The 12,377-nt window shown below is 75.5% G+C and carries 11 protein-coding genes; 6 read left to right on the forward strand and 5 right to left on the reverse strand.

Annotation, left to right across the window (positions count from 1 at the left end):
- Window positions 1–252: 252 nt before the first annotated feature.
- Window positions 253–1,425 (reverse strand): alpha/beta hydrolase, encoded by a 1,173-nt coding sequence (locus EJA20_RS12290; RefSeq protein WP_240675456.1) that lies wholly within the window; start codon window positions 1,423–1,425, stop codon window positions 253–255.
- Window positions 1,422–2,438 carry a LacI family DNA-binding transcriptional regulator gene (locus tag EJA20_RS12295; protein WP_129338443.1) on the reverse strand — a complete coding sequence of 339 codons (1,017 nt, stop codon included), beginning with the start codon at window positions 2,436–2,438 and terminating at the stop codon, window positions 1,422–1,424. The genes EJA20_RS12290 and EJA20_RS12295 overlap by 4 nt, the downstream gene beginning before the upstream one ends.
- 104 nt (window positions 2,439–2,542) lie before the next feature.
- Here EJA20_RS12295 and EJA20_RS12300 point away from each other — a divergent pair, with 104 nt between their 5' ends.
- Both EJA20_RS12300 and EJA20_RS12305 read left to right on the forward strand, forming a co-directional pair.
- Entirely contained in the window at window positions 2,543–3,469 is a 927-nt protein-coding gene (locus EJA20_RS12300; RefSeq protein ID WP_129338444.1) for a carbohydrate ABC transporter permease, read from the forward strand.
- The gene (locus tag EJA20_RS12305; protein WP_129338445.1) at window positions 3,459–4,376 is read left to right on the forward strand and encodes a carbohydrate ABC transporter permease; all 918 of its coding nucleotides are present in this window, start codon (window positions 3,459–3,461) and stop codon (window positions 4,374–4,376) included. Before EJA20_RS12300 ends, EJA20_RS12305 begins: the two co-directional genes overlap by 11 nt.
- A gap of 36 nt (window positions 4,377–4,412) precedes the next feature.
- Here EJA20_RS12305 and EJA20_RS12310 read toward each other — a convergent pair whose 3' ends face one another.
- Complete coding sequence (locus EJA20_RS12310; protein ID WP_240675457.1) at window positions 4,413–5,189, reverse strand: DedA family protein; 777 nt, start codon at window positions 5,187–5,189, stop codon at window positions 4,413–4,415.
- A gap of 126 nt (window positions 5,190–5,315) precedes the next feature.
- The gene (locus EJA20_RS12315) at window positions 5,316–6,176 is read right to left on the reverse strand and encodes an SDR family oxidoreductase (protein WP_129338446.1); all 861 of its coding nucleotides are present in this window, start codon (window positions 6,174–6,176) and stop codon (window positions 5,316–5,318) included.
- A gap of 235 nt (window positions 6,177–6,411) precedes the next feature.
- Between EJA20_RS12315 and EJA20_RS12320 the strand changes: the two genes are divergently transcribed.
- Window positions 6,412–6,771 (forward strand): winged helix-turn-helix transcriptional regulator, encoded by a 360-nt coding sequence (locus EJA20_RS12320; protein WP_129338452.1) that lies wholly within the window; start codon window positions 6,412–6,414, stop codon window positions 6,769–6,771.
- Window positions 6,772–6,870: 99 nt separating this feature from the next.
- Window positions 6,871–7,284 (forward strand): DoxX family protein, encoded by a 414-nt coding sequence (locus EJA20_RS12325; RefSeq protein WP_129338447.1) that lies wholly within the window; start codon window positions 6,871–6,873, stop codon window positions 7,282–7,284.
- Between the two features lie 3 nt (window positions 7,285–7,287).
- Here the strand turns inward: EJA20_RS12325 and clpB are convergent, their stop codons facing one another.
- On the reverse strand, window positions 7,288–9,936 hold the full coding sequence (gene clpB, locus EJA20_RS12330) for an ATP-dependent chaperone ClpB (RefSeq protein WP_129338448.1): 2,649 nt from the start codon (window positions 9,934–9,936) through the stop codon (window positions 7,288–7,290).
- A gap of 117 nt (window positions 9,937–10,053) precedes the next feature.
- Between clpB and EJA20_RS12335 the strand changes: the two genes are divergently transcribed.
- Both EJA20_RS12335 and EJA20_RS12340 read left to right on the forward strand, forming a co-directional pair.
- On the forward strand, window positions 10,054–11,067 hold the full coding sequence (locus tag EJA20_RS12335) for an alpha/beta hydrolase (protein WP_164983964.1): 1,014 nt from the start codon (window positions 10,054–10,056) through the stop codon (window positions 11,065–11,067).
- A 91-nt stretch (window positions 11,068–11,158) separates the two neighbouring features.
- The coding region (locus EJA20_RS12340) for a methyl-accepting chemotaxis protein (protein WP_164983965.1) at window positions 11,159–12,377 on the forward strand (1,219 nt) is incomplete at its 3' end.

Here is a 12,377-nt window from a genome sequence, read left to right on the forward strand (position 1 = left end):
CGTCGGCGGGCGGCCTCCGTGCCGCCGCGCCCGCGGGCCTGGGCTCCGCGTCGCCGCGGTGCCGGACCGGTGCGAGGACCGGTCGTCTGCTGGCCGGACCTCCACCTCGAGGTCCGAGAAAGCGTTTCCTGGGGAACGTAGCAGCGGGCTTCCGCCGGTGTCAACGGCTGCGGTAAGCGCTCACCCGGTGGGGCCGCGTCCCCGTCCGCGCAGGTCAGGGCGCCGCGGGGGGGACCTGCGGCGTGAGTCGATTCAAGCTCGTGCGGACCGCCCGGAGGGCGGCGGGGCCCAGAGCGCCCCGACGAGGAAGTCGAAGGCCTCGTCCTGCATCGGCCGGTCGAAGACGTGCGGCCGGTCCCACCACGCGGCGCGGTACGCGTCGGGCAGGTCCGCGGCGCGCCGCTCCAGCTGTTCGTGCGCCGCCGCCATGCCCGCGGGCGGGAAGAGCGCGTCGTCCCGGCCGTACTGGACGAGCACGCGGCGCCCCGGCCGCAGGGGCAGGACGTCCGGCCAGTCCGCGTGGTCCCACAGGCCGGGGCTGCACAGGAGCCAGGAGTGCGTGTCGAGGTACCGCGGCACCAGGGACCCGAAGGTCGCCATCATGCAGGTGACCACGTGCGCCCGCAGGCCCGGGGCCAGCGCCCCGAGCAGCACGGAGCGGCCGCCGCCGCCGGAGAAGCCGAAGGCCCCCAGGCGGTCCGGCGCCACGCCGTCGAGCGACCCGAGCACGTCCAGCGCCACGAGGTCGTCGTGCGCGACGGTGCCGGCCAGGCTCGTGCCGAACATCCCGGCGGCCTTCGCGACGAGGTCCTCGTGCAGCCCGGACACGCGGTCGTAGCGCTCGTCGTCGTCGGGCTCGACGCCCTGCTCGCGCCACAGGGCCTCGAGCGCCGCGACGCCGCCGACGAGGCGCGGGGTGCGCTGCACCAGCGGGAAGCGGCGGCTGCCCCAGGCGAAGGCGTCCGGGCACAGGACCGCGACCCCGCGGCGGGCGAGCGCCACGGCCGGGGCGCGGTCGCCGTAGAGGTCCCGCTGCAGCCGCGCGGCGCCGGCGCTGCGGCCCGGGCCCTCGGCGGCGAGCTGGTCCCCGCCGGAGGACTTGGCCCCGCCGTGGCAGTGCAGGCCCAGGACGCCGGGCACCGCGTCGTCCGTGTCGGGGCGGACCAGGTGCGCGCGGGTGGCGGGCCCGAAGCCCGTCGACCACTCGAGCACCTCGTGCCGCAGCCCGTCCCGCCGCTCCGCCGCCACGGTGCGCACGGCCGGCCGCGGCCCCGGGGCCGGGACGCCCAGCACCTGCGCGAGGGCGTCGCCGGCCGGGTCGCCGGGCCGGTGCCGGGGACGCCCCCGGACCCAGGACGGCCAGTCCTCGTAACCGGCCAGCGGGTCCGGCAGCGCGCGCCCGGCGGCGGGGTCCGCGGCCGTCACGCCGCCCCCTCCGCTCGCGCCGGGCCCGTGCTGGCGCGCACCTGGACCTCCGGGTGCACGAGCACGTCCGGCGGCGGCTCCTCGCCGTCGAGCAGCGCGCGCAGGCGCCGCCAGGCCTCCTGCCCCAGGTCGCCGTGCGGGACGGCCGCCGTCGTCAGCGGCGGCGTGGTCCACCGCGCGAACGGGATGTCGTCGAACCCGGTGACCGACACCTCCTCCGGGACCGCCACCCCGGCCTCGTGCAGCGCGCTGAGCAGGCCCATCGCGACGAGGTCGTTGAAGGCCAGGGCCGCGGTGGCCCCCGACCGGCGCACGGCCTCCCCCGCCGCGTAGCCCTCCTCGAAGCCGACGCCGCAGGGCAGCACGTCCACCGAGAGCCCGGGGTGGTCGGCCACGTGCGCCGCGATGCCCTCGAGGCGCCGCCGGTGCGAGGCGCTCGAGGGCGGGCCGGCCAGGTACACCAGGCGGCGGTGGCCGAGGCCGGCCAGGTGGTCCAGCAGCGCCGCGATCCCCCCGCGGTAGTCGGCCGAGCTCGTCGGGACGCCCGGCGTCGGGCCCCGGTGGGTGAGGACGACGGGCGCGAGGGCGGGCACGAGCGCGGCGAGCTCGGCGTCGGACATGCGGGGGGCGCACAGGACGAGCGCGTCGCAGTGCCGCCGGGCCTCGCGCGCCAGGCCCGGCTCCTGGGTGACGTCCTCCTGCGAGTCCGCGACGAGGACCCGGTAGCCGTCGGCGGCCGCGGCCCGGGTGATCCCGCGCAGGACCTCCTGGAACGAGGGGTTGGCCATGTCGGGGACCATCACCGCGATCGTCTGCGTCCGCCCCAGGACCAGGCTGCGCGCGACCGGGCTGGCCCGGTAGCCGAGCTCGTCGGCCGCGCTGAGCACCCGCTCGACGAGGTCCGCGGCGACGCTCGCGTGCCCGTTCATCACCCGGGACACCGTGGCCGGTGACACCCGGGCCCGCGCCGCCACGTCCGTGATCTGCGCTCTCGCCGACGTCCTCGACCGCATGCCGCTCCTCGCCCTCGTCGCGGCGGCACCGTTGCCACCCGCACCCATCGGTGCCTATCCTTCCCGTGAAATCGCTTTCTCGCAACGATGCGGGTGGAGGACGTATGTCAGTCGTAGCAGAGCTGTCCCACGCGACGGCCCGGGGGCCGTCCTCGTCGAAGGGCCGGGACGACCGGGCGGCATGGGTGTTCCTCCTGCCGTGGACGCTCGGGCTGGTCGGCATCACGCTCGGCCCGATGGCCGTGTCGCTGTACCTGTCGTTCACCGACTACAGCCTGCTGCAGGCCGGCAGCTGGGTCGGGCTCGAGAACTACCTGCGCCTGTTCGAGGACGCCCGGCTGCTGAACTCGCTGAAGGTCACCTTCACGTACGTGCTGGTCGGCACCCCGCTGCAGCTCGCCGCCGCGCTGGGCATCGCGCTCCTGCTCGACCGGGGCCTGAAGGGGGTCGGCCTCTACCGGTCGATCTTCTACCTGCCCTCGCTGCTCGGGGCGTCCGTGGCCGTCGCCATCCTGTGGCGCCAGCTCTTCGGGTCGCAGGGGCTCGTCAACCAGGTCCTGGCCCTCGTCGGCATCACCGGCCCGGGGTGGATCTCGGACCCCAGCACGGCGCTGTGGACGATCATCCTGCTGCACGTGTGGACCTTCGGGGCTCCCATGATCATCTTCCTGGCCGGCCTGCGGCAGATCCCGACGATGTACTACGAGGCCGCGCAGATGGACGGCGCCTCGGCGTTCCGGCAGTTCCGCTCCATCACGCTGCCGCTGCTCAGCCCCATCATCTTCTTCAACCTGGTGCTGGGGATCATCGGGGCCTTCCAGTCCTTCACGCAGGCCTTCATCGTCTCCGGCGGCAGCGGCGGCCCGGCCGACTCGACCATGTTCTACACGCTGTACCTCTACCAGCAGGGGTTCACGCGCTTCGACATGGGCTACGCGTCCGCCATGGCCTGGCTGCTGCTCGTCATCATCGCCGGCTTCACCGCCGTCAACTTCGTCGCGTCGAAGAAGTGGGTGTTCTATGACGACTGAGGCCACCGCCGAGGTCCGCACGTCGACCGTGGTCGATCCCGGCCCGCCCGGGGTCCGCCGCACCGCCTCCCGGTCGGGCCGCCGGCGGACGACGTCCGTCGCGGTCCACGCCGTGCTCATCGCCGCGAGCGCGTTCCTGCTGTACCCGCTCGCCTGGATGGTCGTGAGCTCGCTGCGGCCCACGCAGGAGATCTTCCGCACCCCGGGCCTGCTGCTCACCACCTTCGAGTGGCGCAACTACACGGAGGGCTGGACGTCCCTGCAGGACAGCTTCTCGCTGTACCTGTGGAACTCCGCGGTGGTCGTCTCGCTCGCGATCGTCGGCACGCTCGTGTCGTGCTCCATGGCGGCCTACGCCTTCGCACGGATGCAGTTCCGGTTCAAGCGGACGTTCTTCGCCCTCATGCTCATGACGATCATGCTGCCGTTCCACGTCGTGATCGTGCCGCAGTACATCCTGTTCAACAGGCTGGACTGGATCAACACGATCCTGCCGCTCGTGGTGCCCAAGTTCCTCGCGGTCGACGCGTTCTTCGTCTTCCTCATGGTGCAGTTCATCCGCGGCATCCCGCGGGAGATCGACGAGGCGGCGCGCATCGACGGCGCCGGCCACGCGCGGATCTTCCTGCAGATCATGCTGCCGCTCATGGTCCCGGCGCTGGCGACGACGGCGATCTTCACGTTCGTCTGGACGTGGAGCGACTTCTTCGGCGCGCTGCTCTACCTCAACACCCCGGACACCTGGACCGTGCCGCTCGCCCTGCGCAACTTCACGGACTCGCAGGGGTCCTCGAGCTTCGGGCCGCTGTTCGCGATGTCGCTGGTCTCGCTCGTGCCCGTCTTCCTGGCCTTCGTCTTCGGCCAGAAGCTGCTCATCAAGGGCATCGCCACCACCGGCATCAAGTGACGCCTCCGCCCGGCCAGAGCCCGGGGGCGCCGGCGGTCAGGACGCCGCGCGCCCCCGGGAGCGGGACCGCCGGACCCGGCTCACGACGAAGCGGACGACGAGGAACACGAGGACCGCGTACACCGCGTAGTTGAGCCAGTCGCTGTAGCGGCCGACGTCCTCCCACTGCTCCCCGAGCAGGAAGCCCGCGACGATGAGGCCGGAGTTCCAGACGAGGGACCCCAGCGCGGTCAGCAGCGTGAACGCCAGCAGCCCCATGCGCTCCAGGCCCGCGGGCAGCGAGACGAGGCTGCGCACGACCGGCACGCACCGCCCGACGAGCACCGCCCACACGCCCCAGTGCCGGAACCACGACTCCGAGCGCTCGAGGTCCTCGACGTCGACGAGGGGCATCCGGTCGATCCACCGGCGCAGCCGGTCCACGCCGACCCCGCGCCCGATGCCGTAGAGCAGCCAGGCGCCCACGAGGGACCCGACGGTGGCGGCGACGATCGCCCACACCAGGGACATCCGCCCGGTCGACGCGACGTACCCGGCGACGGGGAGCACCACCTCGGAGGGGATGGGCGGGAACGCGTTCTCGAGGGCGACGAGGAGCCCGACGCCGAGGGGCCCGATCGACTCGATGATGCCGACGGCCCACCCGGTGAGGCCCGAGAGCTCCTGGCCCGAGCCGGCGGCCGCGGCGACGAGGGCGCCGCTCATGCGCACCGACCCGGCCGTGCCCGCCGTGCCCGCCGTGCCGTGCTCGCGGTCGTCGTCGCGGTCGTCGTCGCGGTCCTCATCGCGGTCGATGCTGCCACCGGCCCCCACCCCCTGCCCGTCGGGCCGCCGGCGACGGCCCGGGGCCCCGCGGCGGCGTCCTCGTCCTCGCCGCCCAACGGCCGCGGGCGGCGCGGGGTTCCCCGCACCGCCCGCGCCGGTCGGCCCCGCCAGGCCTCAGCGCTGAGCCCAGCCGGCCAGGGTCGTGGCCAGCGGAGTCGTCGGGCGGCCGATCAGCGTGCGCAGGTCGGCCGTGGCGTCGGCGAGGTCGCCGCGGCGGATCCCCTCGTCGAGCGCGACGACGAAGCCCGCGGTGCCGGCGTCGAGGCCCGCCGCGAGCAGCGCCTCGCGGTGCTCCTCCGGGCTCACGGACCGGTGGACGACGGGCCGCCCGAGCGCCTCCGCGGCCGCCGCGGCGAGCTCGTCGAAGGACCAGGCGACGTCGCCCGAGAGCTCGAGGACGCGGCCCTCGTGCCCCTCGCCGCGGGCGACCGCGGCGGCACCGGCGGCGTAGTCCTCGCGGGTCGCGCTCGCCACCCGCCCCTGGCCGGTGCTCGTGACGATCTCGCCCGTCCCGCGCGCCTGCGCGACGACGCCCTCGTAGTTCTCCGTGTACCAGTTGTTGCGCACGATCGTCCACGCCAGGCCCGAGGCCCGGACGAGCTCCTCCGTGGCGCGGTGCTCGGGGGCGAGGACGAGCTCGGTGGTGTCCGCGTGCGGGGCGCTGGTGTAGACCACGCGCGTCACGCCCGCGGCGGCGGCGGCCTCGAGGGCCGTGCGGTGCTGGGCGACCCGCCGGCCCACCTCGCTGCCCGAGACGAGGACGAGCACGTCGGCGCCGGCGAAGGCCTTCGTCAGCGCCCCGGCGTCCGCGTAGTCCGCCACGTGCGTCCGCACGCCGCGGTCCGCGAGCGGGGCGAGGGCCTCCGCCCGGCGGCCGGTGGCGGTGATCCCCGCCGCCGGCACCCCCTGGGCCAGCAGGCTCTCGACGACGAGACGGCCCAGGTGCCCCGTGGCCCCCGTGACGACGTACGACATGCGGTTCCTCCTCGTGCGGTGCGGCGGGCGGGCTGCCCGACGCGTTCAGGGGCGCCAACCGCCACGGACGGCTTACCCTTCCGGACAAGGGGTACCCACTTCTGCGCCGGGTACCTACCAGGAGGTGAGCATGCAGGTCATCGACACGGCGAGCGCCGCACCGGCGGTGAGGGTGACGACGGCGTCCGCGGGAGCCCTCGCGGAGGGCGTCGACCTCGGCCTCGGGCTCGAGCGGATGCTGACGGAGGGCCGGCTGCCCGCCGCCTGCCCCTCGCGCGTCGTCCTCGACCACGTGACGAGCCGCTGGGGCGTCCTCGTCCTCGTCGCCCTCGCCCGGCAGGGGCTCCGCTGGGGCGAGCTGCGCCGGGCCGTCGAGGGCATCAGCGAGAAGATGCTCGCCTCGACGCTGCGGACGCTCGAGGCCGACGGCATCGTCGACCGGACGGTCACCGGGACCGTGCCGCCGCGCGTCGACTACGCCCTCACCGAGCGCGGCCGCGCGCTCGTCGCGCACCTGCTGCCGCTCATGGGCTGGGTCGTCGCGAACGCCGACGCGATCACCGCCGACCGCGCCGCCCGGGAGGCGTCGCGCTGACGGCGGCCCCCGCCCAGGACGCCGCAGCACGGCTTGCCCGACGAGCGTGAGCCGGGCCGTCGGGCGGCCAGGGGGACCGGCGGGCGCAGACTGGTGCCCGTGCGCCATCCCACCCCCGCCCGAGCGCCCGTCCCGCCCCTCGCCCGTGGGGCGCGGGGCGTCGTCGCCGCGTTCCTCGTCTCGGGGGTCGTGCACCTCGTCCGGCCCGAGGTCTTCGTGGGCGCCGTGCCCCGGGTGCTGCCCGGGGCGCGGCGGCTCGTCCTCGTGTCGGGCGTGGCCGAGCTCGCCTGCGCCGCCGGGCTGCTCGTGCCGCGCACCCGCCGCGCGGCGGGGCCGGCCGCGGCCGCCCTGCTCGTGGGGGTCTTCCCCGCCAACGTGCAGATGGCGCTGGACGCCGCGGCGGCGGCCCGCCGCTCGCCGGGTGCGCGCACCGGCGTGCGGCTGGCCGTGCTGCTCGCGCGCCTGCCGCTGCAGTGGCCCCTCGTGCGCTGGACCCGGGCGGCCGGCCGCTGAGGGTCAGGCCGCCGGGGCCGGGGCGACCGCCTCGACCGTCAGGCCCCCCGTGCCCGCGCGGCCACCGGGCAGGTCGTCCTCGGCGCGGTCGACGCGGACGGTGTCCCCGTCGTGCACCTCGCCCGCCAGCAGCCGGCGCGCGAGCCGGTCGCCCACCTGCTTCTGCACCAGGCGGCGCAGCGGGCGGGCGCCGTAGGCCGGGTCGTAGCCCTCCAGCGCCAGCCACTCCCGCGCCGCCGGCGTCACGTCGAGCGTGAGCCGCCGGTCGGACAGCCGCCGCTGCATCGCCACCACCTGCAGGTCGACGATGCGACCGATCTCGTCCAGCGACAGCGGGTCGAACAGCACGACCTCGTCGAGCCGGTTGAGGAACTCCGGCTTGAAGGCCGCCCGCACCGCCGTCATGACGGCCTCGCGCTTGGCCTCCTCGCCGGTCGTCGGGTCGACCAGGGACGCGGACCCGAGGTTGGAGGTGAGGACGATGATGGTGTTGCGGAAGTCCACCGTCCGCCCCTGGCCGTCCGTGAGCCGCCCGTCGTCGAGCACCTGGAGCAGGATGTCGAAGACCTCGGGGTGGGCCTTCTCCACCTCGTCGAGCAGCACGACGGAGTAGGGCCGGCGCCGCACGGCCTCCGTGAGCTGGCCGCCCTCCTCGTAGCCGACGTAGCCGGGAGGGGCGCCCACGAGCCGCGCCGTCGAGTGCTTCTCGGCGTACTCCGACATGTCGATCCGCACCATGGCGCGCTCGTCGTCGAAGAGGAAGTCCGCCAGCGACTTGGCCAGCTCCGTCTTGCCGACGCCCGTGGGCCCGAGGAAGAGGAACGAGCCCGTGGGCCGGTCGGGGTCGGAGATGCCGGCCCGCGCGCGGCGGACGGCGTCCGACACCGCGGCGACGGCCTGCCGCTGCCCGATGAGGCGCCGGCCCAGCTCCTCCTCCATGCGCAGGAGCTTGGCCGTCTCCCCCTCGAGCAGCCGGCCGGCGGGGATGCCGGTCCACATCGCCACGACCTCGGCGACCTCGTCCGGGCCGACCTTGTCCGCGATCATCGGCGCCTCGCCGAGGGCCGCCCCGCCCGCCCCGGCCTCGGCCTCGCGGCGCTCGGCCTCCGCGATCTGGCGCTCCGTCTCCGGGATCTCGCCGTACATGATCCGCCCGGCGGCGGCGAGGTCGCCCTCGCGCTGGGCACGCTCGGCGTCGGCGCGCAGCTGGTCCAGCCGCACGCGCAGGTCGCCGACGAGGTTGTGCCCGGCCTTCTCGCGCTCCCACCGCGCCGTGAGCCCGGCCAGCTCCTCGCGGCGGTCGGCCAGGTCGGCACGCAGCCGCCCGAGCCGCTCGGCCGAGGCCGGGTCGTCCGCCTCCGAGAGCACGACCTCCTCCATCTCCAGGCGCGTGACGGCGCGCTGGAGCTCGTCGATCTCCACCGGCGAGGAGTCGAGCTCCATGCGCAGGCGGGAGGCGGCCTCGTCGACGAGGTCGATGGCCTTGTCGGGCAGCTGGCGGCCCGTGATGTAGCGGTCGGACAGCGCGGCGGCCGCCACGAGCGCGGCGTCGGCGATCGTCACCTTGTGGTGCGCCTCGTACCGCTCCTTCAGCCCGCGCAGGATCGCGACGGTGTCCTCGACGGACGGCTCGCCGACGAAGACCTGCTGGAACCGCCGCTCGAGGGCGGGGTCCTTCTCGATGCGCTCGCGGTACTCGTCGAGGGTCGTCGCGCCGACGAGGCGCAGCTCGCCGCGGGCCAGCATGGGCTTGAGCATGTTGCCCGCGTCCATGGCGCCCTCGCCGCCGGCGCCCGCGCCGACGACGGTGTGCAGCTCGTCGATGAAGGTGACGACCTCGCCCTCGGAGGAGGTGATCTCGGCCAGCACCGCCTTGAGGCGCTCCTCGAACTCGCCCCGGTACTTCGCGCCCGCCACCATCGCCGCCAGGTCGAGCGAGACGAGGCGCTTGCCGCGCAGGGACTCGGGCACGTCGCCCGCGACGATGCGCTGCGCGAGGCCCTCGACGACGGCCGTCTTGCCGACGCCGGGCTCGCCGATGAGGACGGGGTTGTTCTTCGTCCGGCGGGACAGGACCTGCACCACGCGGCGGATCTCCGCGTCGCGGCCGATCACCGGGTCGAGCTTCCCGTCCCGTGCCCGCTGGGTGAGGTCGACGCCGTACTGCTCGAGCGCCTTGTACGTGCCCTCGGGGTTCGGGCTCGTCACGCGGGCCGACCCGCGGACGCCGGGGAGGGCGGCGACGAGCGCCTCGCGGGTGGCGCCCTGGGCGCGCAGCGCGTCGGCCACGCCGCTCTGCCCCGCGGCGAGGCCGAGGAGCAGGTGCTCGGTGGAGACGTAGTCGTCCCCGAGGGTGCGCGCCTCGGACGACGCCGCCTCGAGGGCGACGGACAGCGCGCGCGAGGGGACGGGCCGGGCGACGGCGGAGCCGCTCGCGTGCGGCAGGTTCACGAGGGTGGCGCGGACGGACCGCCCGAGGGCGGTGCGGTCGGCGCCGACGGCGTCGAGCAGCGCGGCGGCCACGCCGCCCTCCTGCCCGAGGAGGGCGTTCGCGAGGTGCGCGGGCTCGAGCTGCGGGTGGCCCGCGGCCGACGCCTGGGAGAGGGCGTCGCCGAGGGCCTCCTGGGACTTGGTCGTGTACTTCACGTCCACGGGTGCGGCCTCCGGTCTCGGTCGTGCGGCGGGGTGCTGACGGGAGCAACACCCGGCAGGGTTGAGCCTATTCCGCTCAACCCTGGTCCTCCACCCGCGGCGTGGCAGCATCGCCCTGTGGACGCCTCACGGGGACCGGCGGGGACCGGGGACGACGAGCGGGCCGCGGCCGCGGACGTGCTCGGGGGCGGCTGGGTCGCGCGGACCCTGCTCCTGCGGCCCGACGCGCGCGCCCGGGCCGGCGCCCCCGACCCGGTCGCCACGCTCGTGTCCCCCGCCCTCGCCGAGACGGAGCCGGCCCGCACGGCCGTCCTCTACGTGCACGGCTACACGGACTACTTCTTCCACGACCACGTCGGCGCCGCGCTCGCGGTGCGCGGCTACGACCTGCACGCCCTGGACCTGCGCGACCACGGCCGGTCCATCCGCCCGGGCCGGCCCGCGAACGTCACGCACGACCTCGGGGTCACGGCGGAGGAGATCGACACGGCCGTCCGGCGGCTGCGGCGGCGGTACGACCACCTCGTGCTGCTCGGGCACTCCACCGGGGGTCTCGTCCTGGCGCTCTGGGCGGACGCGCGGCGCGGTCGCGGCCTCGTCGACGCGCTCGTGCTCAACAGCCCGTGGCTGGACCTGCAGGGGTCGGCGTGGGACCGCCACGTGCTCGCGCCCGTCGTCGAGGTGGTCGCGCGGGTGGGGCCCGACCTCGTCGTGCAGCACCCCGGGCGCCACTACGCCCGGGCGCTGCACGCCGAGGGCGGCGGCGAGTGGTCCTTCGACACCGCGTGGAAGCCGTTCAGGGGCTTCCCGGTCCGCGCGGGGTTCGTCCGCGCGGTGCGGCGCGGGCACCGCCGGGTCGCCCGCGGGCTGCACGTCGACGTGCCCGTCCTGGTGCTGACGTCCGACCGCTCGGGGCCGGCCCGGCGGCGGCACGACGAGCTCCTGAGCACCGACTCCGTGCTCGACGTCGCGCAGATGGCGGCGCGGGCGCCGCGGCTCGGGCCCGACGTCCGCCTCGTCACGGTGCCCGGCGGCGCCCACGACCTCGCGCTGTCGCCCCTGCCCGCGCGCCAGGTCTACCTCGACGCGGTGCTCGAGTTCCTCGACGCGCACGTGCCGCACGGGCGGTAGGGGCCCTCAAGCCCGGGCGCGGACTGCCGATGGGACGGGTGCGTCGACCTCACGGCGCGCCCGTCCTGCACCCCCGATGTGGAGCCTCCGCATGCACCGCTCGCCCCTCGCCCGCTTCCGGGACCTCAGCGTCCAGGTCAAGATCCTCACGGCGGTGGTCGTCGCCTCGCTCGTCGGGCTGCTCGTCGGCGTCATCGGCATCAGCGCGCTCGGCCGCACCTACGCCGGCACCGAGGAGATGTACAGCCAGCAGCTGGCCGGCGTCACCGCCGCCACCGCGATGCGGCGCGGCACCGTCCAGATGCGCCTCGACGTGGCGAACCAGGCCCTGGCGTCCGACCCCGCCGCCATCGCGAAGTACGAGGCCGCGGTCGCCGACGACGAGGCCGCCATCCGCGACGCCCTCGCCGACTACCGCACCCTGGACGTCACGCCCGTGGAGGCCGAGGCCCTCGAGGGCTTCGAGGAGTCCCTCGGCGAGTACGTCGAGGTGCGGGACGCCGAGCTCCTGCCGGCGGGCGCGGTGAGCGACATCGCCACGTGGAACGCCTCCCGCGACGCGGCCGCCCCCCTCATCGACGCGATGATGGACGACCTCGGCTCCCTCATCGACGGCCAGCAGGCCGACGCGGCCGAGGCCGCCGCCGCCGCGAAGCAGGCGTACGAGGGCAACCGCAGCACGGTGGTCCTGCTGCTCGTCGTGGGCCTGGCCCTCGCGCTCGGCCTCGGCGTCGCCGTGGCCCGCGCCATCGTCGCCGGGGTCGGCCGGGTCCGCTCCGTCGCCACCGCCCTCGAGGCCGGCGACCTCACCCGCACCGCGGACCTGACCACGCGGGACGAGATCGGCCAGATGGGCGCCGCCCTGGACAACGCCATCGGGTCGCTCCGCGGCGTCGTCGGGACGATCGACTCCAACTCCGACGCCCTCGCCGCCGCCTCCGAGCAGCTGTCGGCGAGCTCCGTGCAGATCGCCGCCTCCGCCGAGGAGACCTCCACGCAGGCCGGGGTCGTCTCCGCCGCCGCGGAGCAGGTCACGCGCAACGTGCAGACGGTCGCCGCCGGCACGGAGCAGATGGGCGCCTCCATCCAGGAGATCGCCAACAACGCCTCGCAGGCCTCCGAGGTGGCCCGCCGCGCCGTCACGGCCGCCGCGGAGACCGGCACGACGATGAGCCGCCTCGGCGACTCCAGCCGCGAGATCGGCAACGTCGTCAAGATGATCACCTCCATCGCGGAGCAGACGAACCTCCTGGCGCTCAACGCCACGATCGAGGCCGCGCGCGCCGGGGAGGCCGGCAAGGGCTTCGCGG

Source organism: Cellulomonas endophytica (genome assembly GCF_004123805.1).
GTDB lineage: Bacteria > Actinomycetota > Actinomycetes > Actinomycetales > Cellulomonadaceae > Cellulomonas > Cellulomonas endophytica.